This is a genomic window from Embleya hyalina, assembly GCF_003967355.1.
Classification (GTDB): domain Bacteria; phylum Actinomycetota; class Actinomycetes; order Streptomycetales; family Streptomycetaceae; genus Embleya; species Embleya hyalina.
This window is the reverse complement of record NZ_BIFH01000014.1, coordinates 485,046-508,778: the sequence shown is the minus strand read 5'-3', so window position 1 is coordinate 508,778 and position 23,733 is coordinate 485,046. Positions and strand designations below refer to the sequence as shown.

21 protein-coding genes are annotated in these 23,733 nt (G+C 72.4%); 14 read left to right on the top strand and 7 right to left on the bottom strand.

From position 1 onward, the window contains the following. Positions 1 to 40: 40 nt before the first annotated feature. Entirely contained in the window at positions 41 to 1,036 is a 996-nt protein-coding gene (mtnA, locus tag EMA17_RS06550; protein WP_126635940.1) for an S-methyl-5-thioribose-1-phosphate isomerase, read from the bottom strand. A 655-nt stretch (positions 1,037 to 1,691) separates the two neighbouring features. Here mtnA and EMA17_RS06545 point away from each other — a divergent pair. The 8 genes from EMA17_RS06545 to EMA17_RS06510 all read left to right on the top strand — a co-directional run bounded on the left by EMA17_RS06545 (position 1,692) and on the right by EMA17_RS06510 (position 10,178). Continuing rightward, complete coding sequence (locus tag EMA17_RS06545) at positions 1,692 to 2,768, top strand: BMP family ABC transporter substrate-binding protein (protein WP_126635939.1); 1,077 nt, start codon at positions 1,692 to 1,694, stop codon at positions 2,766 to 2,768. A 95-nt stretch (positions 2,769 to 2,863) separates the two neighbouring features. After that, positions 2,864 to 4,474, top strand: a complete 1,611-nt coding sequence (locus tag EMA17_RS06540; protein ID WP_174861315.1) for an ABC transporter ATP-binding protein — start codon at positions 2,864 to 2,866, stop codon at positions 4,472 to 4,474. A gap of 13 nt (positions 4,475 to 4,487) precedes the next feature. Further along, entirely contained in the window at positions 4,488 to 5,687 is a 1,200-nt protein-coding gene (locus EMA17_RS06535) for an ABC transporter permease (protein WP_246126485.1), read from the top strand. Between the two features lie 2 nt (positions 5,688 to 5,689). Continuing rightward, the gene (locus EMA17_RS06530; RefSeq protein WP_126635938.1) at positions 5,690 to 6,658 is read left to right on the top strand and encodes an ABC transporter permease; all 969 of its coding nucleotides are present in this window, start codon (positions 5,690 to 5,692) and stop codon (positions 6,656 to 6,658) included. Continuing rightward, positions 6,655 to 7,434 (top strand): nucleoside phosphorylase, encoded by a 780-nt coding sequence (locus tag EMA17_RS06525; protein WP_126635937.1) that lies wholly within the window; start codon positions 6,655 to 6,657, stop codon positions 7,432 to 7,434. Before EMA17_RS06530 ends, EMA17_RS06525 begins: the two co-directional genes overlap by 4 nt. Further along, complete coding sequence (locus tag EMA17_RS06520) at positions 7,431 to 8,759, top strand: amidohydrolase family protein (protein ID WP_126635936.1); 1,329 nt, start codon at positions 7,431 to 7,433, stop codon at positions 8,757 to 8,759. Before EMA17_RS06525 ends, EMA17_RS06520 begins: the two co-directional genes overlap by 4 nt. Positions 8,760 to 8,773: 14 nt before the next feature. Continuing rightward, the gene (locus tag EMA17_RS06515; RefSeq protein ID WP_126635935.1) at positions 8,774 to 9,388 is read left to right on the top strand and encodes a sulfite oxidase-like oxidoreductase; all 615 of its coding nucleotides are present in this window, start codon (positions 8,774 to 8,776) and stop codon (positions 9,386 to 9,388) included. Continuing rightward, positions 9,381 to 10,178: a ferredoxin reductase gene (locus EMA17_RS06510; RefSeq protein ID WP_246126484.1), complete on the top strand. Its 798-nt coding sequence runs from the start codon at positions 9,381 to 9,383 to the stop codon at positions 10,176 to 10,178. The genes EMA17_RS06515 and EMA17_RS06510 overlap by 8 nt, the downstream gene beginning before the upstream one ends. 74 nt (positions 10,179 to 10,252) lie before the next feature. On the opposite strand, the gene mtnC is transcribed toward EMA17_RS06510, so the two are convergent. Together mtnC and EMA17_RS06500 are read right to left on the bottom strand one after the other, a co-directional pair. Beyond that, positions 10,253 to 11,008 carry an acireductone synthase gene (gene mtnC / locus EMA17_RS06505; protein WP_126635934.1) on the bottom strand — a complete coding sequence of 252 codons (756 nt, stop codon included), beginning with the start codon at positions 11,006 to 11,008 and terminating at the stop codon, positions 10,253 to 10,255. Beyond that, positions 11,005 to 11,586 (bottom strand): 1,2-dihydroxy-3-keto-5-methylthiopentene dioxygenase, encoded by a 582-nt coding sequence (locus EMA17_RS06500; protein ID WP_126635933.1) that lies wholly within the window; start codon positions 11,584 to 11,586, stop codon positions 11,005 to 11,007. The genes mtnC and EMA17_RS06500 overlap by 4 nt, the downstream gene beginning before the upstream one ends. A 215-nt stretch (positions 11,587 to 11,801) precedes the next feature. Here EMA17_RS06500 and EMA17_RS06495 point away from each other — a divergent pair, with 215 nt between their 5' ends. Continuing rightward, complete coding sequence (locus EMA17_RS06495; RefSeq protein WP_126635932.1) at positions 11,802 to 12,116, top strand: hypothetical protein; 315 nt, start codon at positions 11,802 to 11,804, stop codon at positions 12,114 to 12,116. A gap of 328 nt (positions 12,117 to 12,444) precedes the next feature. Here the strand turns inward: EMA17_RS06495 and EMA17_RS06490 are convergent, their stop codons facing one another. Next, entirely contained in the window at positions 12,445 to 13,317 is an 873-nt protein-coding gene (locus EMA17_RS06490; RefSeq protein ID WP_126635931.1) for a helix-turn-helix domain-containing protein, read from the bottom strand. Positions 13,318 to 13,578: 261 nt separating this feature from the next. Between EMA17_RS06490 and EMA17_RS06485 the strand changes: the two genes are divergently transcribed. Continuing rightward, positions 13,579 to 15,252 (top strand): AMP-binding protein, encoded by a 1,674-nt coding sequence (locus tag EMA17_RS06485; RefSeq protein ID WP_246126483.1) that lies wholly within the window; start codon positions 13,579 to 13,581, stop codon positions 15,250 to 15,252. Here the strand turns inward: EMA17_RS06485 and EMA17_RS06480 are convergent. Continuing rightward, positions 15,249 to 16,349, bottom strand: a complete 1,101-nt coding sequence (locus tag EMA17_RS06480) for a nucleotidyl transferase AbiEii/AbiGii toxin family protein (RefSeq protein WP_126635930.1) — start codon at positions 16,347 to 16,349, stop codon at positions 15,249 to 15,251. The genes EMA17_RS06485 and EMA17_RS06480 overlap by 4 nt on opposite strands. 78 nt (positions 16,350 to 16,427) lie before the next feature. Beyond that, complete coding sequence (locus tag EMA17_RS06475) at positions 16,428 to 17,222, bottom strand: DUF5984 family protein (RefSeq protein WP_126635929.1); 795 nt, start codon at positions 17,220 to 17,222, stop codon at positions 16,428 to 16,430. Between the two features lie 216 nt (positions 17,223 to 17,438). Here EMA17_RS06475 and EMA17_RS06470 point away from each other — a divergent pair, with 216 nt between their 5' ends. After that, a complete protein-coding gene (locus EMA17_RS06470) occupies positions 17,439 to 18,446 on the top strand; it encodes a serine hydrolase (RefSeq protein ID WP_170222114.1) in 1,008 nt (335 codons plus the stop codon). A 65-nt stretch (positions 18,447 to 18,511) separates the two neighbouring features. Next, positions 18,512 to 19,108: an HhH-GPD-type base excision DNA repair protein gene (locus EMA17_RS06465; protein WP_126635928.1), complete on the top strand. Its 597-nt coding sequence runs from the start codon at positions 18,512 to 18,514 to the stop codon at positions 19,106 to 19,108. Between the two features lie 118 nt (positions 19,109 to 19,226). On the opposite strand, the gene EMA17_RS06460 is transcribed toward EMA17_RS06465, so the two are convergent. Beyond that, positions 19,227 to 20,687, bottom strand: a complete 1,461-nt coding sequence (locus EMA17_RS06460; RefSeq protein WP_126635927.1) for an MFS transporter — start codon at positions 20,685 to 20,687, stop codon at positions 19,227 to 19,229. A 128-nt stretch (positions 20,688 to 20,815) separates the two neighbouring features. Here EMA17_RS06460 and EMA17_RS06455 point away from each other — a divergent pair, with 128 nt between their 5' ends. Further along, the gene (locus EMA17_RS06455) at positions 20,816 to 21,310 is read left to right on the top strand and encodes a winged helix-turn-helix transcriptional regulator (RefSeq protein WP_126635926.1); all 495 of its coding nucleotides are present in this window, start codon (positions 20,816 to 20,818) and stop codon (positions 21,308 to 21,310) included. 857 nt (positions 21,311 to 22,167) lie between these two features. Beyond that, complete coding sequence (locus tag EMA17_RS06450; RefSeq protein WP_371862965.1) at positions 22,168 to 23,595, top strand: helix-turn-helix domain-containing protein; 1,428 nt, start codon at positions 22,168 to 22,170, stop codon at positions 23,593 to 23,595. Positions 23,596 to 23,733 lie beyond the last annotated feature (138 nt).

Here is a 23,733-nt window from a genome sequence, read left to right as displayed (position 1 = left end):
GACACCCGACCCTCCGGGCGCATCGGCGCCGGGGCCGCGCTCAGTACTCCCGCACACCCGCCTCGTTCACGATCACGCTGATCAACCGCGCCGGCGTGACGTCGAACGCCGGGTTGAACGCCCGCGATTCGACCGGTGCGACCCGCACGCCGGCCACCTCCAACACCTCCGACTCGGGCCGCTCCTCGATGGTGATCTCGTCCCCGTGCGCCGTCGCGTCGTCGAAGGTGGTCAGCGGTGCCGCGACCACGAACGGGATGCCCGCGTCGGCGCAGGCCAGCGCCACGCCCACGGACCCGATCTTGTTCGCCGTGTCGCCGTTGGCCGCGATCCGGTCCGCCCCGATCACCGCGACGTCCACCAACCCGCGCAGGATCGTGCTCGCCGCCGCGCCGTCCGGCTGGACCAGGTGCGCGATGCCCTCCTGGGCCAACTCCCAGGCGGTCAACCGGGATCCCTGGAGCAGCGGGCGGGTCTCGTCGACGTACACGACCTCCAACACGCCGCGCGCGTGCAGTTCGCGCACGATGCCCAGCGCGGTCCCCCACCCGGCGGTGGCCAGCGATCCGGTGTTGCAGTGGGTGAGCACCCGCAGCGGACGACGTCCGACCCGGGACAGGATCCAGTCGGCGCCGTGCCGGCCGATCGCGTGATTGGCCTCGACGTCCTCCCGGACCACCGCGTCCGCCTCGGCGAGCACCGCCTCCACACCCTCGGCCGCGAACGGCAACACCCGGTCCACGCCGCCGGCGAGGTTGACCGCGGTCGGCCGGGCGTCCCGGATCCGCCCGATCTCCGCGGCCAGTCGCGCCGCGTCCCAGCCCTCCCGCCCACCCTGCCGCATCGCCACCGCGACGCCGTACGCGCCCGCCGCACCGAGCGCCGGGGCGCCGCGCACCGCGAGTCGGCGGATCGCGTCGATCAGCGCGTCCACCTCGGTGATGTCGAGGTACACGACGCGCTGCGGCAGCGCGGTCTGGTCGAGCAGCCGCAGGCCGGTGTCGTGCCAGGCGAGCGAGCGTATCTCGGAGGCCATCGGGGGTCCTTTCCGGGCGGGTGGGACGAGCGCCGCGCGGGCGGCGCGAACACCGGCCCGCAGGCAGGCCGCGGTGCGGCGGCGGACGCGGGCAACCGCGCGGTCCGGCACCACGGATGCTACGTCGCCGCCCGGTGCCCGGCAGACCCACACCCGCCATCCGGGACGAACACGCGTATCCCACGACCCACCCATCGGCCACATCATGGACAATCTGTCCACATCCTGAACAAGTGAGAGAAGTGCCTGGTGAGGGTGCTAACCTCCCCCCGAAACCAGTCACATGTGATCATCACATCGACATTCGAGCGTGTCTGGTTCGATCGGAAAGGAGCCGGCTGTGGCCGAAACGTGGCGTTGTGACAACGTACGCATCGAGTGCCGCGGCTGCTCCATGGCGTGTCACCGTCCGCCCCTTTCGCCCGACGAGCGCGGCGTCCTCGACGCCGGTGCGCGCCGCACCGACCGCTGTTGTCGGTGCTCCCACTGACCGGTCGTCCCGCACCGGCAAGCCCGCGCCGTTCGCACCGCATCGTCCGCTGATCCCACAGCACCGGCGATCCCGGGACCCGAATCCGGGATCGCGAGGTTTCCGTCCCCGAACCACCGACGCCACACGGCACCACCGGCGTCGACACTCCTCCCAAGGACGCTCATGTACCGCAACACCTTCCGCCACCGCCTCGCCGTGGCCGGTCTCCTCGTCGGCACCGCGCTGGCCGCCACCGCGTGCAACGCCTCCGCCGACAAGGACAAGGGCAACACCCCGGCCGCCGGCGGCACGGGCGGCGGCGCCGGCAAGAACGTGGTGCTGGTCACCCCGGAGCCGATCGGCGTCAACGACTTCCTGAAGCTGGCCGCCACCGGCGCGCAGAACGCGGCCAAGAAGGCCGGCGGCACCGCGACCGTCCTGGAGAGCAAGGACACCAGCGCGATCCAGCAGAACGTCGAGGCCGCGGTCCGGCAGAAGCCCGCCGTCGTGGTGGCGGTCGGCTTCGAGTTCGCCGACGTGCTGGCCCAGCAGGCCGAGGCCAACCCGAAGCAGCAGTTCCTGTTCGTGGACTCGTGCACCACCAAGCCGTACCCGAACATCACCTGCGCCACCTTCCGCGAGCACGAGGGCACCTTCCTCGCCGGCGCCGAGGCGGGCCTGCTGACCAAGAGCGGCAAGGTCGGCGCGGTGGTCGCGCTGGACAGCCCGCAGATCCGCCGCTTCTCCGACCCGTTCGGGGCGGGCGCCAAGCAGACCAACCCGGCAAGCTCCTTCACCCAGCTCTTCGTCGGCGGCCAGAAGCCGTTCAACGACCCGGCCCGAGCCGGCGAGCAGACCGCGTCGCTCAAGGCCAAGGACGTCGACCAGGTGATGGGCGCCGCCTCCGCCGCGGGCAACCTCGGCGTGTTCAACGCGGCCAAGTCGGCCGGCCTCCAGGCGTTCGGCGTGGACGTCAACCAGTGCTCGGCGGCACCCGGCACGGTCGTGGACAACGTGATCAAGCGCACCGACGTCGCGGTGGACAAGGGCGTCGAGCAGATCGTCGGCGGCAAGCCCGGCGGCGTCACCTCCTACGGTCTCAAGGAGGGCGGCATCACCCTCACCGGCCTGGAGAGCGGCGTGGAGACCTCGCAGTGCCTGATCGCCCAGCGTCCCGAGGTGATCAAGACCGTCCAGGACCTGCGCGACCGGATCGTGGCGGGCACCGTCACCGTGGCCGACCCGGCCGCCGCCAAGTAGCCCGGGCCGCGAGCCGGGGTCGGGCGCGACGCACACCGCGCCCGACCCCGGCGAACGCCCGCCCCACCGCCCCCTTCCCACCGGAGAGACGCCCGATGAACGATCAGCACGCCGCCGCCCCCGGTGACTTCGCCGAGGTCGAGATGCGCGGCATCGTCCGGCGCTTCCCCGGCGTGCTGGCCAACGACCGGGTGGATCTGCGCGTGGAGACCGGCGAGATCCACGCCGTCATGGGCGAGAACGGCGCGGGCAAGTCGACCCTGATGTCGATCCTGTACGGCCTGCAACGCCCGGACGCCGGCCGCATCCTGCTGCGCGGCGCCGAGCACTCCTTCGGCTCGCCGGTCCAGGCGATCGCGGCCGGACTGGGCATGGTGCACCAGGGGTTCAAGCTCTTCCCTTCCCTGACCGTCACCGAGAACGTGGTCTACGGCGACGAGCCGACCCGACGCGGCCTGGTCGACCGGGCCGCCGCCCGGGCCCGGGTCGCCGAACTGGTCGAGACGCACGGCCTGCGCGTACCGCCCGACGCGCGCGTCGCCGACCTGCCGGTCGGCGTGCAGCAGCGGGTGGAGATCCTCAAGCTGCTCTACCGCGACGCGCGCGTGCTGATCCTGGACGAGCCCACCGCCGTACTCACCCCCGCCGAGGCCGATCGCCTCCTGGAGGTGATCCGCGGCCTCGCCCGCTCCGGGCGCACCGTGTTGCTCGTCACCCACAAACTGGGCGAGGTGATGGCGGTCGCCGACCGCGTCACCGTGCTGCGCGACGGCCGGGTCACCGCCCGCCTCGCCACCGCCGAGACCACGCCGGCCGAGATCGCGCTGGCCATGACGGGCCGGCGGATCGACCTGGACCGCACCCACCCGGCCGGCGTCCCGGCCGCCGACGTGCTGGAGGTGCGCGGGCTCACCGTGTCGGCCGGGCGCGGCGCCAAACCGCTGGTCGAGGACGTGTCGCTGACCGTACGGGCCGGCGAGATCGTCGGCGTGGCGGGCGTGGCGGGCAACGGGCAGAGCGAGTTGGTCGAGGCCCTGGCCGGGTTGCGGCCCGCGACCGAGGGTCGGGTACTGGTGGCCGGTCGGGACGTGAGCGGCGCCTCGGTACAGCGGCGGCGTGCGGCCGGTCTGGCCTACGTCCCCGAGGACCGGGCCACGGTCGGCGCCGCGCGCGACGCCTCGCTGGCGGACAACCTGGCGATGGGATTCCACCGCACCGCGCCGCTCGTCACCCGAGGCGGCTTCCTGCGCCGGAGCGCGATCCGCGAACACGCGACGCGGGTGATCGAGCGCTTCGGGGTCAAGGCCGCCTCCCCCGCGGTGACCATCGGCACCCTGTCCGGCGGCAACCAGCAAAAGGCCATCCTGGGCCGGGAGATCACCCACGACGCACCGCTGCTCCTGGTCGAACAGCCCACCCGGGGCGTGGACATCGGCTCGATCGAGAACATCCACGCGCGCCTGGTGGAGTATCGCGACGCCGGCCACGGCGTACTGCTCGTCTCCGCCGAGCTGAGCGAGATCCTGGCACTGGCCGACCGGGTCCTGGTCATGTACGAGGGCCGCGTCGTCGCCGAACTCCCGCGCGCCGAGGCCGACCCGCACCGGATCGGCCTGGCCATGGCGGGCGGCACGATCGAGGCGACCGTCGACCCCGACCCGGGCCCCGATTCCGACCCCGCACCGACCACCGCCCACCTGGCCTGACGGGTTATCAGACATGACTGCCATCAAGGCCGGTACGGCCATCGAGCACGCCCCCGGACCGGCCCGGTACGCCGCCCTGCGCCTGCGTGGCGCGGTGCTCTCCCCGGTCACCGGGTCCATCGTGGCCGCGCTGCTGCTCGGCGCGATCATCCTGGCCGGCACCGGCGCCGACCCGTTCACCGCCTATCGCGCGGTATTCACCGGGGCGTTCGGCTCCGAGGGCATCGGCGACACGCTCGGCGAGAGCATCCCGATCGTCGGCCTGGCCCTGGCGCTGGCCATCCCGCTGCGCGCGGGCCTGGTCAACCTCGGCGGCGACGGCCAACTCGTCCTGGGCGGCCTGGCCGCCGTCTCGGTCGGCCTGTACTCGCCCTTCCCCAGCGCGATCACCGTGGTCCTGGCCCTGCTCGCGGGCATGCTCGCGGGCGGTCTGTGGGCCGCGCTCGCCGCCGTCCTGGAGACCCGCTGCGGCGTCCCGCTGTTGGTCAGCAGCCTGTTGCTGAGCTACCCGGCGATGTCGTTCGTGTCTTACATGGTGCGCTTCCCCCTGCTCCAGAAGGGCTCCGGCATCCCGCAGACCGATCGGCTGCCCGAGGGCGTCAAGCTGCCCGAGTTCGCCGCCGGATCCGGCGCCGGCACCGGGGTCAGCGTGGGCATCGTGCTGATCGGGCTCGCCGCGCTGGTCTACTTCGTGGTCGACCACCGCACCGCGGCCGGCTACGAGGTGCGGATGACCGGCCTGGGTGCGCGCTTCGCCGGCTACGCCGGGGTGGACCGGGCCCGGCTGACCCTGCGGCTGATGTTCGCCTCCGGGTCGCTCGCCGGCCTGGTCGGCGCGATCGCCGTACTCGGCTTCCCGTACCGGCTGGTCGACGGCTCACTGACCACACCCGGCCACACCTGGACGGGGCTGCTCGCCGCGCTGCTCGCCGCCGCCTCCCCGCTGGGCACGGTCGCGGCCGGCTTCTTCTTCGGCGCGCTGACCATCGGCGGCTTCGGCATGGAGCAGGAGACCGCCGTGCCGCAGCAGTTGACCTCGGTGCTCCAGGCCGTCGTGATCATCTTCCTGGCCGTGCGCGGCGGGGTGTTCCGCAAGGGCGGTTGGTTGCGCCGACTCGGGCGCGGGGCCGACCCGGGACCACCCGCCACCGCATCGCCGCCGGATCCCGAAACGACCGCGCCCGCCCCCGCGCGCGGCGACGGAGGTAAGTGACCATGTCCTTCGACGCCGAACTGATCTTCTCCGCCCTGCGCGCCCTCACCCCGATCCTGTTCGCCGCCCTCGGCGGCGCGCTGTGCGAACGCGCGGGCGTGTTCAACGTGTCCCTCGAAGGCACCATGCTGATCGGCTGCTTCGCCGCCGTCACCGGCAGCTGGTTCGGCGGCAGCGTGTGGATCGGGGTGATCTCCGCGGTCCTGGCCGCGATGGTCTTCTCCCTGCTGCTCGCCATCGGCGCGGTCACCCTCGGCGCCGACGCGGTGGTGCTGTGCATCGCGCTGAACCTGCTCGCGGTCGGCCTGACCGGCTTCCTCCTGCGTACCGTCTTCGGCAAGCAGGGCACCTTCGGCGACCCCGACCTCCAGGGCCTGCGGCCGGTGGACATCCCCGGCCTGGAGTCGGTGCCCTTCGTCGGTCGGGCGCTGTCCGGCCACTCGCCGCTGGTGTACCTGTCCTGGGTCGCGGTCGTGGTGATCGCCGTCCTGCTGTCCCGGCACCCGTGGGGTGTGCGGCTGCGCGGCGTCGGCGAGGCTCCGGAGGCGGCCCAGTCGCTCGGGGTGAGCGTGGCCCGCTACCGCTACGCCGCGATCCTGACCTCGGGCGCGCTGTGCGGACTCGCGGGCGCGCAGCTCGCGTTGGGCAACGTGACCCTGTTCTCGGAGAACATGACCGCCGGTCGCGGGTGGATCGCCGTGGTCGCGGTGATGCTCGGCCGGGCGCTGCCGGTCGGGGTGCTGCTCGCCGGCATCCTGTTCGGGCTGGTCGAGGCGATCGGCTTCCGGCTCCAGGGCGAGGGCATGCCCCAGCAGGCCGCCGACGCCGCGCCCTACGTGATGACCCTGGTCGCGCTGTTCCTGGCCACCCGTTCGCGCGGCCGGCGCGGCGGCGCGCCGCCGGGCCGGCTCACCGGCCGCATCCCCCGTCCACGCCGCATCGCGCGCACCACCACGGAGTCGCCCTCATGACCACCACCACCCGCCCCGCCGTGCTGCCGATCACCCGGATCCCCAGCAGCGGGCTGCCCGCGCACGCGCTCGTCGTCGGCGATCCCGCCCGGGCCGCGCTGGTCGCCGAACGCCTCGACGACGCGCGGCGGATCGGCGCCAACCGGGAGTACGTCAGCTACGCGGGCAACTGGCGCGGGCTGCCCGTGGTGGTGTCCTCGCACGGCGTGGGCGGGCCCGGCGCGGTCTGCCTGTTCGGCGAGTTGGCCGAGGCGGGGGTGCGCACCTTCGTCCGGCTCGGCACCGCGGGCGCGATGGCGCGCGGGGTGCACGACGGGGACCTGGTGATAGCCACCGGCGCGGTCCGCGACGACGGGGTCACCCAGCAGTTGGTGCCCGCCGAGTTCCCGGCGTCCGCGACGCCGGAGGTGGTGCTCGCGCTCCAGGGCGCGGCCCGCGCGCACGCGGCTCCGCACCACCGGGGCACGGTGTGGACCCGCGCGGCGTTCATGCCGGGTGTGTTGGAACTGCCGATGAAGCCGTATCAGGCGGCGGGTGTGCTGGCGATCGAGATGGAGTTGTCGGCGCTGTTGGTCTGGGCCGCGCTGGGCGGGCACCGGGCCGGCGGGGTGCTGGTCGTGGACGGCATCGCGGCCGACGATCTGGTCGACGAGTCCGGCGCGTCGACCTACGACCCGCATCGCACGGTGGTCGCCGAGGGCGTCGAGCGGGGCGTGGTGGTGGCGTTGGACGCGCTGTACCGGCTGGCCGAGGACGAGGCGGCGGACGGCGCGTGATCGATCTGCTGGTCACCGGCGGCGCGGTGCTCACCGCCGACGCCGCCGACACGTATGTGCCCGACGGCGCGGTGGCGATCGCCGACCGGCGGATCGTCGCGGTGGGCCCGGCGGCCGGGTTGGGGGCGCGTTTCCCGGGTGCGCCGACCCTGGACGCGCGGGGGTGCCTGGTGTTGCCGGGGCTGGTCAACGCGCATTCCCATGCGGCGATGACGCTGTTCCGGGGTACGGCCGACGACGTCGACCTCCAGGTGTTCCTGGACCGGTTGGTCGCCGCGGAGAGCGCGGTGTTGTCCGCCGAGGTGGTGCGCGCCGCCGTGCGACTGGCGCTGGCCGAGTCGATCCGGGCGGGCGTGACCACGGCGATGGACATGTACTGGTTTCCCGAGGCGGGCCTGGAGGCCGCCGCCGACGCGGGCTTTCGGCTGGTGACGGGGCCGACGTTCATGGACGTGCCGGGGCCGCCCGACGGGCTCGACTTCGCGGCCCGACTGCGGCTCGCGCCGGAGTTGCTGGCCCGGACGGCGATCCGCTGCGTGACGCCGCACAGCACGTACACGCTGGACCCGGACCGGCTCCTCGCGGTGGCCGAACTGGCCCGCGAGCACGGCGCGTTGCTGCACATCCACGCGGCGGAGAACGCGGCCGAGGCACAGACCGTGCGGCGGCGGCACGGCCGCCGACCGGTGGAACTCCTGCACCATCTGGGGCTGTTGGGCCCCGGCACGCTGCTCGCGCACGCGGTGCACCTCACCGACGAGGAGATCGGGTTGATCGCCGACTCCGGTGCGAGTGTCGCGCACTGCCCGGTGTCCAACCTCAAACTGGCCTCCGGGGTGGCCCGACTGCCCGAACTGCTGGCGGCCGGCGTGCCGGTGGGGTTGGGTACGGACGGCGCGGTCAGCGCCAACGCGCTCGACCTGTTCGGCCCGATCCGCGCGGCGGCGACGCTGCACCGGGTCGGTTCCGGCGCGGCGCCCGACCCGACCCTGGTCGGCGCGCGCACGGCGGTGCGGATGGCCACCGTCGACGGCGCGCGGGCGATCGGGATCGGCGCGCTGACCGGGTCGATCGAGGTGGGCAAGGCGGCCGACCTGGTGGTACTCGACCTGAACCGGCCGCACCTGACGCCCCGGCACGACCCGTGGTCGATGCTCGCCTACGCGGCCGGGCCCGCCGACGTGCGGGACACGGTGATCGACGGTCGGATCGTACTGCGCGACCGGCGGTTGCTTACGATCGACGAGGGCTCGGCGATCGAGGAGGTCGAGGCGCTCGCGGGAGCGCTGCGGAAGCGGGCCGGCGGCCCGAGTCGAACGACGTGATGGGAGAAGGCGCCATGAGTTCCACCACGCGTGGCTTCGTCGGCCGGCACACCGCCGCCGAGCGCGATCCGCGACTGCCCCCGGGGCAGTACGACGCGCGCCACGACTTCCCCGTACTCTCCGCCGAGGTCACCCCCGAACTGGCGCCGGCCGACTGGTCGTTCCGGATCGACGGGTTGGTCGACCGGCCGCGCTCGTGGAGTTGGGACCAGGCCCGCGCGCTGCCCCGGGAGAGGTACGACGGGCCGATCCACTGCGTCACGTCCTGGTCGAAGCTGAGCACCGACTTCACCGGCGTTTCGCTGGACGCGTTCCTGGCCGAGGCCGGACCGCGCGCCGGCGCCACCCACGCGGTGGCCTTCTCGCACACCGGCTACACCACCAATCTGGCCCTCGCCGACCTGACCGGCGGCCGGGCCTGGATCGCCTTCGACTTCGAGGGCGAGCCGCTGACCCCGGCACACGGCGGGCCGGCGCGACTGCTGGTGCCGCACCTGTACTTCTGGAAGAGCGTCAAGTGGATCGCGGGCCTGCGCCTGCTGGACCACGACGAGCCGGGCTTCTGGGAGGTCAACGGCTACCACCATCGCGGCGACCCGTGGGCAGAGGAGCGCTACTCCGGTGACTGATTCGATCCCGGCGGGCCCGGTGAACCTCCCGCCGATCCCCGCGTTCGCCGCCCCCGGCCGGGCCGCGCCGAGCCTGCGCGGCAGCGTGGACTGGCAGAGCGCGACCGTGGTCGAGGTACGGCGCGAGACGCCCAACGCGGTGACCGTGCGCCTGGCGCTGCCGGTCTGGCACGCGCATGTGGCGGGCCAGCACTACATGTTGCGGTTGACCGCCGCCGACGGCTACACCGCGCAGCGGCACTACTCGGTCGCGTCCGCGCCGGACGACGAGGGGCACATCGAGTTCACCGTCGACCGCATGCCGGGCGGCGAGGTGTCCGGTTTCGTGCACGACGTGGCCCGGCCCGGCGACACGCTGGAGGTACGCGGTCCACTGGGCGGGTTCTTCGCCTGGCCGGGCGATCGGCCGGTGCTGCTTGTGGCGGGCGGGTCGGGCCTGGTCCCGCTGATGGCGATGGTCCGCCACCGGCGCCGCCGCGCGCTGACCGTGCCGCTGCGCCTGGTCGCGTGCGCCCGTACGCCGCAAGACCTTTTGTACGCGGCGGAGTTGGCCCCGCTGCCGGGCGAGGAGCACACCGTCCTGTACAGCCGCGCGGCGCCGCCCGGGTATCCGCATCCGGTGGGCCGGCTCGCCGCGGACACGCTCGCCCCGCACGCGGCGGCGGCCGTCGCGGACGAGCGCTACGAGGTCTTCGTCTGCGGCTCGACCGGATTCGCCGAACACGCGGGCCGACTGCTCACCGCGGCGGGCGTACCGACGACCCGGATCCGGGTGGAGCGCTTCGGCTGAGTCCGGTTGTTCACCGAAGGGCGTTCGGCGGCACGGGAGTTCGTGCCGCCGACCGCCCTTGTCCCGCCCACCGCTCAGGGTTCGCGCAGGATCGGCCGATCGCCGGTCAGATCCAACCGGGCGAAGGTGGCCGTCTCCGGGTGATCGCCCACGCCCCGATCGTAGTACGGCTCGTCGGCGTCCGGCCGGCGCACGCCGACGGTCCACCATCCGGCCTCGCGCGCCGCGTCCAACTCGTCGACCACGTCGGACAGGAAGACCAGACGCTCCGGCCGCGACTCGCCGATCTCCGCCGCGATCGTGCGGTACGAGTCGGCGACCCGCTTCGGGCCGGCGTTCTCCGTGTCGAAGTGCCCCGAGAACAGCGGCAGCAGCGACCCCTCGGGCGAACTGCCGAACCACGCACGCTGCGCGGCGACCGAACCCGAGGAGAAGATGTACAGCCGATGCCCGGCCGCGTGCCACGCGCGCAGCGCCGGGATGGCGTCCGGGTAGAAGTGGGAGGTGAGTTCGCCGGACGCGAAGCCCTCGGCCCAGATCAGGCCCTGGAGCGCCTTGAGCGGCGTGACCTTCTCGTCCCGATCGAGCCAACCGTTCAACGCCTCGACGATCCGCCGGTCGTCCGCGTCCGGCTCGCCGATCGACTCGCGCACGGCCTCGACGGCACGCACCACGTCGGGGTGGTCGCCGTGCTCGTCCAGCCAACGGCCGAAGTGCACGCGGGAGTACGGATACAGCTGCTCGGTGATGAAGCCGGTGGCGCTGGTGGTGCCCTCGATGTCGACGACCACCGTCAGCGGAGCGTCGACCGGGTTCGTGCCTGAACTCACGCGGCGTACCCGGCCCGGATCTCGTCGAAGTCCGGGAAGCGCGAGGCGATCGGGTCACCGGTGAAGTCGCCGACCCAGCCGTCCTCGTCGTGGAAGAACCGGATCGCGGCGACCGACGGCTCCACGCCCATGTCGAACCAGTGCGTGATGCCCTTGGGCACCGAGAGCAGATCGCCCGCCTCGCACAACACCGCGTGCACCCGGCCGGCGATGTGGAGGTAGAAGATGCCGGCCCCTTCGACGAAGAAGCGCACCTCGTCGTCCTCATGCGTGTGCTCGGTCAAAAACTTCGCCCGCGCGCCGGCGGCCTTGGCCGGCCACTCCGGATCGTCGGACGGCTGGAGCCGAATCACATCCACGAGGATGTACCCCTCGGCCGCGGTGATGCGATCCACCTCGGTCTTGTAGGCAGCGATCACCTGATCCTGCGTAGCCCCGTCGGGCAGGGCCACATCGGCCGTCCACCGCTCGAACCGAACCCCGATCGGCTCCAGGGCCCGAGCGATCTCCCCCGGCTCCGAGGTCCGCACGACCACCTCGGCGGCATCGTCCTCAGGCCACACGGTCAACAAGGACATGGCGTCCCTCCACGAGTACTCGATCGGGGCAAACTCCCCGAGCACCAATCCGCTACACACCAAACACCAAAGGCCCCCCGGACCATCCCCAAAACTACCGTCTCCCCCAATTCCCCCCACCATCGCTTCGGGACTCACGCAACCCGCACTCTCTCTCACACACTGCATACGCAAGCACACCGAGAGCATTCGACCCCGGTCATGGAGAGGACCACATGAACGACGGCACACCCCAGCCTCGGGACGACGGACCGGAGCCGGACGGCCGGCACTTCCGGACCACGGTCGGGGACCGGCTCGTCGTGCTGCCGGCCACCACCGCCGGCATTCGCGCGGCCTTGCCCGAGGACCGGCGCGACGCCTTCACCGAGGAGATCGAGAACACGCCGGCGCGAGACATGCATCCGACGCTGTACAGGTGGGCTCGCACCCCCGAGATCGAAGCGGAGGACGAAGCCGCACACGAACTACAGTCCGACCTCCAAAAGGGACCGGGCCAACCTCGCCCCGAGCCAACGCCGGGACCTTGACGACGGCATGGCCCGCGTCGCCCGGGACGTATCACAAGGACCATCGCGAGGTCACGTGCGGCAACGTAATCACCGTCTACCAGGTATCGGCATCAGTGCTCACCGTAACCGTGGTCCGCATAGCCGCACCCGGCCCGCCCGAGCCAAGCAAACCCAGCCCGTCCGGCGTTTGAGGACAAAAAACCCGACCAAAGCACGACCGCAACCCACACACAGGACCGGGCAAATCCAGCCCGTCCGGCGTTTGAGGACGGTCGGGGCGAGAGGCCGGCCTCCGTCGGGTGAGGGCCCGCGACCACCCCCGGCCACCCCCGGCCACCCGCACGAGCTACGGCAACAGGCCCGCCGCACGCGCGGCGACGACCGCCTCCACCCGGTTGTGCGCCCCGAGCTTGCGCATCGCGGACCGCAGGTAGCTCTTCACCGTCTCCGCCCCCACCCCCAGCGCCTGCGCCACCTCCGCGTTGGTCCGCCCCACCCCCACCAGGGCCAACACATCCATCTCCCGCACCGTCAACCGCGGCCCCGCCGCCCGCACCGCGCCCCCGCCCTCCCCACCGGCGACAGCGGCGGCGGCAGCCGTCCGCGCCAACCGCCCACACACCGCCCGCAGCCGCTCCCCCAGCACCGGATCGTCGACCGCGGCCGCCCCCGCCAGCGCCAGCAGGTCCGCATGGGCCAGCCGGATCTCCAGCGCCGCCCACCCCGGCAACTCCGCCGCCCGCGCCATCCGTTGCTCGACCTCACGCGCCACCGCGATCTCGTGCCCCACATCCCGCGCGGCGTCACAGGCCGTGGTCAAAATGCCGTCCCCGAAGTCCGACGGCCGCCGCAACGCCCCATACAGCACCGCCGCCACCACACCCCGCCCGCCGGCAGGCACCGGCACCGCGAAGACCGCCCGCACCCCCTCCGTCGTGACCGCCCGGTCGTACTCGTGGCTGATCGCCGACGCCGCGACATAGTCCACCACCCGCACCGGCCGCCGCGTGGCGATCGCCTTGCCGCCGACCCCGCTCCCGGCGACCACCGTCAACCCGGCCAGCACGCGCGTCGAGGTGCCGCTCAGGTACGAGATCACCAGCCGGTCCGCCGTATTCGGACACGGCCCGGCGAACGCCACGTCCACCCCGGTCCGCGCCCGAAACCGCTCGACGGCCCGCGCCAACGGATCCTCGACCGAGCCCGCCGGTCCGCCCATGGCCCCTCCCCACACTCAGGCTCGCGTCGTACCCATCCGGGGCACACCCACACCGCGCCCGGGCACCGTACTGCCGAGCCCGGCCCGGCATCACCCCCATTCGGGGGTACTCCGCTCGCCGCCCCCGCCCACCCCCGCCTACCCTCGCGACCACACACAGGCGCCCCACCCCGAAAACCCGGCCCCGCCACCCACCACACGCGCCCACGGCACCCCCGCACCACGAGTCCCCACCCACCCCGTCCAGGCAGGTGACCCGCGATGACCACCCCCGTGCCCGCCCCGCCACAGGCCGAAATCCCCCCGTCCTTCCGCCAGGGAGAGCGCACGCCGCAGCTGCCCCACGAGACCATCGGCGCCAACCTGGCCCGGATCGCCGCCGCGTACCCGGACCACGACGCCCTCGTCGAATGCGCGAGCGACCGGCGCTGGACCTACGCGGAGTTCGACACCGCCGTCGACAACCTCGCCCGCGCCCTGATCGGCGTCGGCATCGAGGCGGGCGACCGCGTCGGCATCTGGTCGCCCAACTGCGCCGAATGGACCCTCGTCCAGTACGCCACCGCCCGCGTCGGCGCGATCCTGGTCAACCTCAACCCGGCCTACCGGGTGCACGAGATCGAATACGCGCTCGCCCAATCCGGCACCAGGCTCCTGATCGCCGCCTCGCGCGTGAAGACCAGCGACTACCCCGCGATGGTCGCCGAGGTCCGCCCCACCTGCCCCGACCTGGAACGTGTCGTCCACATCGACACCCCGGACTGGCCGGCCCTGCTCGCCGAGGGCGCCGACGTCTCGCTCGACCGGTTGCGCGCCCGCGAGGCCACGCTGCGTCCCGAGGATCCGATCAACATCCAGTACACCTCCGGCACCACCGGCTTCCCGAAGGGCGCCACCCTCTCCCACCGCAACATCCTCGGCAACGGCTTCCTGGTCGCCGAGATCCAGGGCTGGACCGCCGCCGACCGGGTGTGCCTGCCGGTGCCCTTCTACCACTGCTTCGGCATGGTGATGGGCAATCTCGGCGCGACCAGCCACGGCGCGTGCATGGTGATCCCGGCCGCGCTGTTCGACCCGGCCGCCACGCTGCGCGCCGTGCACGAGGAGCGCTGCACGGTCCTGTACGGCGTGCCGACGATGTTCATCGCCGAACTCGCCCTGCCCGACTTCGAGGCGGGCAAGTACGACCTCTCCTCGCTGCGCACCGGCGTGATGGCCGGTTCACCGTGTCCGGTGGAGGTGATGAAGCGGGTGATCGACCGGATGGGCATGACCGAGGTGACCATCTGCTACGGGATGACCGAGACCTCGCCGGTGTCCACCCAGACCCGTCGCGACGACTCGCTGGAGCGCCGGGTCGGTACGGTCGGCCGGGTCCACCCGCACCTGGAGATCAAGGTGGTCGACCCGACCACGGGCGCGACCGTCCCCGAGGGCTCCCCCGGCGAGTTCTGTACGCGCGGCTACTCGGTGATGCTGGGCTACTGGCGCGACCCCGAGCGCACCGCCGAGGTGATCGACGCCGACGGCTGGATGCACACCGGCGACCTGGCGACCATGGACGCGGACGGCTACGTCTCCATCGTCGGCCGGATCAAGGACATGGTGATCCGCGGCGGCGAGAACGTATACCCGCGCGAGATCGAGGAGTTCCTGTACGGGCACCCGGACGTCGAGGACGTCCAGGTCGTCGGCGTCCCGGACGCCCGCTACGGCGAGGAACTGATGGCCTGGATCAAACTCCGCCCGGGCGCCCCGGAGTTGACCGCCGACGCCCTCCGCGAGTTCTGCGCCGGCCGGCTGGCCCACTACAAGATCCCGCGCTACGTCCACCTGGTCGACGCGTTCCCCATGACGGTGACCGGCAAGATCCGCAAAATCGAAATGCGCGAACGCTCCCTCGAACTCCTCACCCAACCCCCACCCCACGCCTAGCCCAACCGCTCGAAGGCCTCCTCGACCACATACGGATGCCACCGCTCGTGTCCGACCTGCGCCGGCCGCCCGTCCCAGTGGCCGGTCACCACCCGCGCGGCCTCGACCAGGTCGCAGGTTCTCGACCCCATCACCTCGCGGTACACCACCAGGGCCGAGTCCAGGTGCCACGAGTCGGCCGTGATCACATCCAGCAGCGCCCGCGGGTCCCCGCGCAGCGCCCGACACTTCTCGATCCAGGAACCCATCCGCCGCACGGCCCGGGTGTACCCACTCGCGCCGGCCCCGCCTCGCGCTGCGAAGGTCGGCGCCAACGCCCGCACCAACCGAACCGACAGCTCTCCGCCGATCGACTCGGGGTGACCGTGGTCCGGTTCGAACGGCTTCACCCGATCCGGGCGGAGCAGATCCACGGTGAACGGGTGTCCGCCGTAACCGGGATCGAACACCATGAACGTGTCCCGCAGCAGCCGGACGGGCAACGGCACGTGCTCCGCGAGCAATACCGCGTCGTAGAGATCCCGCGGGCGCGGGGGGTCGTCCTCGACCAACCACAACAGCTTCCAGGCCAACGACTGTTCGGGGGTGGCGCCGACCAGCAGATGTGCACCGGTCCCGTCGGAGCGCGGGATCTCGACCAATTCCGGCTCACTCGGCAACCGTTCGCCGAAGACGAAGTCGAGGTACACCGTGCCGCCCGGCAACCCTTCGGCCCGCCACGGGAGTCCGAGTCGGCGGCCGGGCGCGCGGTCGTAGGCCCGGAGCGTTTCGTCCAGCGCCCGGGTCGCGACCACCCGTACGCCGGACTCATCCATCCCGGACGACTCCTCGGCGCGACGCGCGATCTCGGCGAACATCCGGTCGGTGCGGCCGTCCTCCGGTCCCCACCCCTTCGTCGTCACCACGAAGTCGAGGTCGCCCGGCTCGCGGGCCGCCGGGCCGTACCACGCCTTGAGCAACACGCTCCCGCGCAGTACGAGTTCGTCGACCCGGCTGGAGCCGGCCACGGCCGTCAGGAGGTGGTCCACGGCCCGGGCGCGGGCGTGCCGCCATCGTGTCGCCGAGTCGGGGTCGAGGTGGGGTGGCGGAACGGGCATCGCACGATCCTCCTTGTCGGCGGGCAGCGGGGCAACCGCCGGCGTGCGTCGAGCGACCGGCCTCGGGCGCGGTCGGTCTCAGGTCCGGTTCGCCGGCCTCCTGGTCGATCGGCCGAGGAGTTCGGCGCCGGAGCGGACCGCGGGCCAGTCGGTGTCGGGGGTGCGGTTCAGGGCTCGGGGCAACCAGGTGGCGCGGTCGTGTTGTTCGCGGCGGAGGTGGATCGTGTCGAGTTCGACGCCCGGGGGTGGGCCGGATGCCTCCAGGGCCGCGACCCGTTCCTCCATCGTGGTGAACAGCTCGCGGTCGAAGGCCGTCACGGCGGCGGTGAAGTCCTCCGTGGGCACGGTGACCCGACCGGTGGCCGGCGCGGTGAACCGGATCGGGTCGTCGTCGTCCGGGTCGGGCGCGTGGGCCCAGGTGATCGTCATCGTGTCGCCCCCGCCCGACACCGCGCGTCGGAACCGGATGTCCGGTGCCGCCCGCAGGTGGCCCATGTCCAACACGTGCCCCTCGGCCCAGGAGATCGCCGCCTCGACACCGGGCGCGGCCGGCCCCTCGGCCCGGAGCCGCCGATCCGGCACGAAGTCGGCCAGGTCCGGCGGTACGGGCTCCATGATCCGGGGCATCAGGTCGACCAGGTCCTCCCAGAGCCGGACCACGTGATAGTCGACGTACGGTGGTTCGCGCACCGCGTCCGGATCGGCGAACGCCCCGGCCCCCGCCGAGTCCGCGTAGCGCAGCAGTTCGTGGCCGCCCGCCTCGATCCAGTACCAGCCGTCCGTCAGGATGAACCAGCCCAACCGGGGCGCCTCGTCCCCCCATGGCCGCACCGCCGCCACGGGCCGCAACACGAACCGAAACCGCACCGTCATGCCGCTGACTCGTGCGAAGCGTCCGCCGTCGGCGACAGGCTCCGGGGCCGCCCGGGGTCGAACAGGTCGAGGTGGAGCGGGCGATCGCGACCGCCCACCGTGCCGTGATACGTCGTGTGGTCCATCGGAACATCATGGTGGCGATCGCCGTCACTCTCATCCAGTCTTCATCCGCGTCTCAGCCACCGCACAGGCCCGCCCGTCAGCGTGTGGAGCATGAGCCCCGCTCACGAGCGCACCCGCCGCCGCCCGATCGGCCGCGGCCGAGCCGTCGTCGCACCCGTCACGATCGTCCTGGTCTGTGCGACCCTGCTGTGGCCGGTCGTCTCGCCCGGCCGCGCGGAGCCGGCCTCGTTCGCCGCCGAGCCGACCGCGAACGCCGGGGCGGCCCCGGCGACATCGGCGACACCGCCCGAGCACACGGAGCCCGCCTTGCCACCGTCGGACAGCCCCACCGCCGCACCCACCGACGTGGCCCGCGCCGCCGACCCGCGACCGCCCGCCGGGCCGGCCGCCGCCGACGTGCTCGCCGCCGCGCTGCCCGCGACCACGGGAAACCTGTCGGTCGCCATCCTCGACCCGGCCGACGGCACGATCGCCGGCTATCGGGAGGACCGCGCCTACGTCACCGCGAGCATCGTCAAGGTCGACATCCTGGCCGCGCTGCTGCTCCGGGCCGGGCACGACGACCGCACGCTGACCGCCGCCGAACGGGCCACGGCCGAGGCCATGATCGAGAACAGCGACAACGACGCCGCCGACACCCTGTGGTCCGCCGTCGGCGGTGCCGCCGGACTGCGCGCCGCCAACGCCGTCCTGGGCCTGACCGAGACCGAACCGGCCGGAGCCTCCTGGGGGTTGACCACGACGACCGCCGCCGACCAGGTCCGCCTCCTGGCCGCGATCACCACCGCCGACTCACCCCTCGACGCCGACTCCCGGGCCTACATCGCCGACCTGATGACCTCCGTCGAGGACGACCAGACCTGGGGTGTGTCCGTCGCCGCCGACCCCGCCACCACCCCGGCGCTCAAGAACGGCTGGCTCCCCCGCGATGCCACCGGCCTGTGGGTGATCAACAGCATCGGCCAGATCACCCACGCCGGCCGGCCGCTGCTGATCGCCGTCCTCTCCGACGACCAACCGACCATGGACGAAGGTGTGTCCCAGATCGAGGCCGTCACCCGAGCCGCCGTCCCGGCGGTGACAACGACCCTGAGCTGACCGAGAACCCCGGTCGGCGGCGAGTCCGGGTGCGGGTCCGGGGCCGGCCGGGGGATCATCGGGGGATGAACACGACAGTGCACCTCGCCCAGCAGGACGAGGCCGACGAGTTGTTGGGACGCAGTGCGTTGGCGGCGCTGACCGGCATGTTGCTGGACCAGCAGATCCCGATGGAGTGGGCCTTCACCGGCCCGTACACCATCTCCCGCCGCCTGGGCGGCACCGACCTGGACGCGCACGAGATCGCCGCCTACGACCCGGACGCCTTCACCGCGCTCTTCGTCGAAAAGCCCGCCGTACACCGCTATCCCGGCTCGATGGCCCACCGCGTCCAGCAGTTGTGCCGGTACCTGGTCGAACACTACGACGGCGACGCGAGCGCGGTCTGGGCCGACGCGAAGACCGGCGCCGACCTGCTGAAGCGGCTCCAGGAACTGCCCGGTTTCGGAAAGCAGAAGGCACAGATCTTCCTGGCCCTGCTCGGCAAGCAATACGGCGTCACCCCCAAGGGCTGGCGCGAGGCGGCCGGCGCCTACGGAGAGGTCGGCTCCTACCGCTCGGTGGCCGACATCACGGGCCCCGACTCCCTGGCCAAGGTCCGCGCCCACAAGCAGGAGGCGAAACGAGCCGCCAAGGCCGCCAAGACAACAAAGGAAACCTGACCGAGGCGCCGGCCCCGACCCGAGCGCGAGGCCCGACCGGGGCGGGAGCCCGGACCGAGCGGACCCGCCCGACTCCGCTATACCGCCCACGCACCCCGCGCTCCCGCACCCGCTCTCGTCAGTTCACCGTCGCCGAAGCCGCCGAAGCCGCCGATCCGGCCGAAACCTCCGCCGCTCCCGAGGCCCGCCCGGCCCCCGCGCCCGCGCCCGCGCCGCGACCCGCGCGGGGCAGGAACAGGGCGGCGAGCGCGGTGAGCAGCGTCGCGCCGCCGAGGATGTACCAGGCCCGGTCGTAGCCGTCGAGCGTGGCCGGCGCGCCGACCGCCGCGACGAACACCGCGACCCCCAGCGCCGCACCGACCTGCCGCAGCATGGTGATCACTCCCGAGCCGGTGGCGAACCGATCCGGGGTCAGCGCACCGGTCGCGGTGGCGATCAGGGTCGGCAGGACCAGCCCGACGCCGATGCCGCCGAGGATCGAGCCGGGCAGGAAGTCGCTCGCGTAGTGCGCGTGCGGTTCGAGTCGGAGGATCCACCAACCCAAACCCGCGCTGAACGAGATTCCGCCGAGCACGACCAGCGGCCCCGGTCCGACCCGGGCCACGTAGCGCCCGGCCAGAATCGTCACGAACGGCACGCACAGCGGCCCGGGAACGGTCCCGAGGCCGGTCCGCAGCGCGCTCCAACCCCACACGGTCTGCATCCACATCGTGGCGGAGATCAGCATCCCGGCGAACGCGACGCCGAACAGGATGTTGGCCACCCCGGAGACCGCGTAGACCCGATTCCGCACCAGCGCGCCCTCGACCACCGGACGCGGGTGCCGCCCGTTGCGCACCAGAAAACCGGCCACCAGCACCAGGGTGGCCACCCACACGCCGACCGTACGGCCGGACCACCAGCCCCAGTCCGGCGCCCGCACCACGCCCAGCGACAACGCGCCGATCGCGGCGGTCAGCAGCGTGGCCCCCACCAGGTCGGGCAGCGGCCCACGATCGGTCGGCGCGGGGTCGGGCAGTCGGCGCGCACCGAATACCAGCGTCAGCACGCCGATCGGCAGGTTGACCACGAAGACCCAGCGCCAACCGGGTTCGAGCAACAGGCCACCCAGAACCGGGCCCACCGCGGCGGCGATTCCGCCGATCGCGGCCCAGGCCCGGATCACCGTACCGCGACGTTCGGGCGGGTACGACGTGAGCAACAACCCCAGCGACGCGGGCATCAACAGCGCGGCGCCGACCGCTTGGCCGAGTCGGGCGACCACCAGGACCGCCAACTCCGGCGCGGCGGCGCACAGCGCCGAGGCCAGGGTGAAGACCGCGACGCCGGCCAGGAACGCACGACGGTGCCCGATCCGATCGGACAACCGCCCGGCCGGCACGAGGAGGGCGGCGAAGACGACCGTGTAGGCGTTCAGCACCCAGGACAGGTCGGCGAGCGAGGAGCCCGACCAGGTCTCGGCCAGCGAGGGCATCGCGACGTTGACGATGAACAGGTCCAGGTTGACGAGCACCACGCCCGCACACACCAACACCGCCGCAAACGCGCGCGGCGGTCGATCCGAAGCACTACCGGCCATGACGAGAGCCCCTTCCAGGTCACCGGACGACCAAGTCCCATGAAGCAACTCGGCCAACCTAGAACGAGTAAGTTCTATAAAGCAACTAACTAAGTACAATCATGCAACCCACCCATTACACTGACGCCATGCGCCGCAAGAGCTTCCAGGAGATGCACTGCTCCGTCGCCCAGTTCCTCGAGGTGGGCGGCGAGTGGTGGACGATGCTGATCGTGCGGGACGCCTTCTTCGGCGTGAGCCGCTTCGACGACTTCCACGACCGGCTCGGCATCTCGCGCAACGTGCTCACCCAGCGCCTGGAGCACCTGATCGAGCACGGCATCCTCGAACGCGCGGCCTACCAGGACAAGCCGGTCCGCTACGACTACCGCCTGACCGACAAGGGCCGCGCCCTGTGGCCGGTACTCAACGCCATGCGCCAATGGGGCGACGAGTGGGCCGCCCCCGACGGCCCCCCGGTGATCGTCACCCACACCCCCTGCGGCCACCCCACGACCGCGATCCACATCTGCTCCGCCTGCCGGGAACCCCTGACCCCCGAAACCCTGAAGGCAACCCCGGGCCCGGGCGCGAGGGACGGCCTCCTGACAAACCTCCCCCCAAAAGCCACCCCCACGGCCTAACCACCCCACCAACCACAAGCCCCATTCCAGCCCACCCCCACCAACCCCAACCAACCCGCGAACCACCCACCCCAATCGAACCCAACCAACCCGCGAGCCCACCCGACCCAACCGAATCCAAAAGCCGCTGGCCCACTCGACCCAACCAACCCAAACAGCCCGGCCGGCGTTCGAGGCCAAATCGGCGCGAGACCAAATCAGCCCGGCCGGCGTTTGAGGCCACCCGGCCCAACCGACACACGAGGCCGGACCAACCCGGCCGGCGCATGAGCCCCAAACAGCCCGGCCGGCGTTCGAGGCCACCGGGCCCAACCGGCACGTGAGGCCACATCAGCCCGGCCAGCGTTTGAGGCCAAATCGGCACGAGGCCGAATCAGCCCGGCCGGCGTTCGAGGCCACCCGGCCCAACCGACACAGGAGGCCGGACCAACCCGGCCGGCGCATGAGCCCCAATCAGCCCGGCCGGCGTTCGAGGCCACCCGGCCCAACCGGCACGTGAGGCCACACCAGCCCAACCGGCGCACGAGGCCAAATCAGCCCGGCCGGCACTTGAGGCCAACAGCCCAACCCGCGCGCAACGCCAAATCCGCACGAGGCCAAATCAGCCCGGCCGGCGTTCGAGGCCAACCTCGCCACCCGCCCCGGTCACACGCCCCCACCGACCCCGCCCCCGACAACCCGGGGTGATATGTCACACCGCGTCCCGTGCCACCCACCCCCCACCCGACCCCACCCCCACCACACGCCAAAAGCGGAATGCCTCGTTCCATCGCAGACAACTCGCACTCGCGTCTGTCACCCTGCTCCGGGCAGTGACCAACCGTCGACCATCCGGAGTTACCTCGGGGAGGACGAACGTGAACAGGCTCCCGAACGCACCCGTCACCACACAGGTCGCGTCCACACCTCTAAAGGTCGCGTCCACACCGTTGTGGGCGGAGTTCGGCCGCACGCTGCGGACCCGGCGCCGCCTCGCCGGGATGACCCAGCAGCAGCTCGGGCTGCGCGTCGGCTATCACCACAGCCTGATCAGCAAGCTGGAGGCGGGCCTGCGCGAGCCGCCGGCCGGTCTGCCGCGCCGGCTCGACGATCTCCTCGACACCGGCGGCGACCTGTCCGCCCTCCTGACCAGCCGAGCCATCCCGCCGCCCGCGCTGCACCGCACGCACTTCTCGGTGATACCCGGCGGCGAGGCGCCGGCCGGACTCGCCCCCCTGGCCGACCGGTTCTGGCCCGATCGGCTGCCCTACCACGGCCTGCCCTGCCCCCTGCACGGCAAGGACGGCTGCCACGAGTGCGAGGTCCCGCCGTACGCCGACGCGCTCACCATCCTCGCCGGCATCGACGGCAACAACCCGACCGGCGTCGACCCCGACGTGGTCCACGTACTCACCGCCCTGCTCGGCGGCTACACCCAGGCCGGCCTGCACGGCGGCACCACCACCGGCCTGGTCGGCTCCGTCGAGTACGTGCTGCGCCGCATCGTCAGCTGGGCCGAATCCCTGAACGCGCAGGGCCGTTCGCCGCACGCGCAGCTGCGTCTGGCCGCCGACTACGCCCAACTCGCCGGGCGTTTCCGGATGCAGCAGGGCCAGAGCGTGATCGGCATGGCCTGGTACGACCGCGGCCTCAACTGGGCGGACGTCTGCGAGAGTCCGGGTGCCCGCGCCTCGCTGCTCGGCGACGTGTGCTCGCTGGCCCGCCTCGACGGCGACGCGACGGCCGCACTGGCCTACGCCCGCGCGCTGGAGGCGGTGGACACCGGCCGGGCCTGGATCACCACACTCGCCAAGCTCTACCAGGCCCGCGGCCACGCACTCGGCGGCGACATCGGCGAGTGTCGCCAGGAGATCGCCACCGCGCATCGGCAGATCAACCGGTTCGACGAACGCGACCGCGCCGAGGCACCGTGGTTGACCGGACTGGCCGGCCGACTGCGCATGGAGGCCACCATCGGCGGCGCGCTGCGCGATCTGGCCGCGCGTACCGGCGATCTCGCCTCGGCCCGCTCTGCGGTCCAGTCGGTGGAGGCCGCGTTGGACCTGCTGCCCGTTCCGCTGCGCCCCGCCCGGGTGTTGCTGACCGTACGGCTGGCCGACGCGCTCGCGTGCGCCGGCCGACCCGACGCGGCGGTGATCACCGCGGCCCCGGTCATCCACGAGGCCGCCGGTCTGGGCACCGCGACCACAAATCGGGAACTACTGGGCCTGCGCCGTCGTCTGACCCAGCATTGGAGCGATCTGCCGGAGGTGCGCGACCTCTTGGAGCAGATGCCGGGTCACTGAACGGTCGTCGGCGCACTCGTCGGGGCATCGCACCGCCGCCCGACCGGGCGACCAGGCACTCCCGCGACTCCCGGGGTCTGCTTGGCGTTTGCCGGAATTTGCCGGCCGTTGCCGATCACTTCACCAAGTCCCCACACC

Coding starts and splice junctions, on each gene's coding strand:
- mtnA (WP_126635940.1), bottom strand. CDS start 1,036: ATGGCCTCCGAGATACGCTCGCTCGCCTGGCACGACACCGGCCTGCGG.
- EMA17_RS06545 (WP_126635939.1), top strand. CDS start 1,692: ATGTACCGCAACACCTTCCGCCACCGCCTCGCCGTGGCCGGTCTCCTC.
- EMA17_RS06540 (WP_174861315.1), top strand. CDS start 2,864: ATGAACGATCAGCACGCCGCCGCCCCCGGTGACTTCGCCGAGGTCGAG.
- EMA17_RS06535 (WP_246126485.1), top strand. CDS start 4,488: ATGACTGCCATCAAGGCCGGTACGGCCATCGAGCACGCCCCCGGACCG.
- EMA17_RS06530 (WP_126635938.1), top strand. CDS start 5,690: ATGTCCTTCGACGCCGAACTGATCTTCTCCGCCCTGCGCGCCCTCACC.
- EMA17_RS06525 (WP_126635937.1), top strand. CDS start 6,655: ATGACCACCACCACCCGCCCCGCCGTGCTGCCGATCACCCGGATCCCC.
- EMA17_RS06515 (WP_126635935.1), top strand. CDS start 8,774: ATGAGTTCCACCACGCGTGGCTTCGTCGGCCGGCACACCGCCGCCGAG.
- EMA17_RS06500 (WP_126635933.1), bottom strand. CDS start 11,586: ATGTCCTTGTTGACCGTGTGGCCTGAGGACGATGCCGCCGAGGTGGTC.
- EMA17_RS06495 (WP_126635932.1), top strand. CDS start 11,802: ATGAACGACGGCACACCCCAGCCTCGGGACGACGGACCGGAGCCGGAC.
- EMA17_RS06490 (WP_126635931.1), bottom strand. CDS start 13,317: ATGGGCGGACCGGCGGGCTCGGTCGAGGATCCGTTGGCGCGGGCCGTC.
- EMA17_RS06485 (WP_246126483.1), top strand. CDS start 13,579: ATGACCACCCCCGTGCCCGCCCCGCCACAGGCCGAAATCCCCCCGTCC.
- EMA17_RS06480 (WP_126635930.1), bottom strand. CDS start 16,349: ATGCCCGTTCCGCCACCCCACCTCGACCCCGACTCGGCGACACGATGG.
- EMA17_RS06475 (WP_126635929.1), bottom strand. CDS start 17,222: ATGACGGTGCGGTTTCGGTTCGTGTTGCGGCCCGTGGCGGCGGTGCGG.
- EMA17_RS06470 (WP_170222114.1), top strand. CDS start 17,439: ATGAGCCCCGCTCACGAGCGCACCCGCCGCCGCCCGATCGGCCGCGGC.
- EMA17_RS06465 (WP_126635928.1), top strand. CDS start 18,512: ATGAACACGACAGTGCACCTCGCCCAGCAGGACGAGGCCGACGAGTTG.
- EMA17_RS06460 (WP_126635927.1), bottom strand. CDS start 20,687: ATGGCCGGTAGTGCTTCGGATCGACCGCCGCGCGCGTTTGCGGCGGTG.
- EMA17_RS06455 (WP_126635926.1), top strand. CDS start 20,816: ATGCGCCGCAAGAGCTTCCAGGAGATGCACTGCTCCGTCGCCCAGTTC.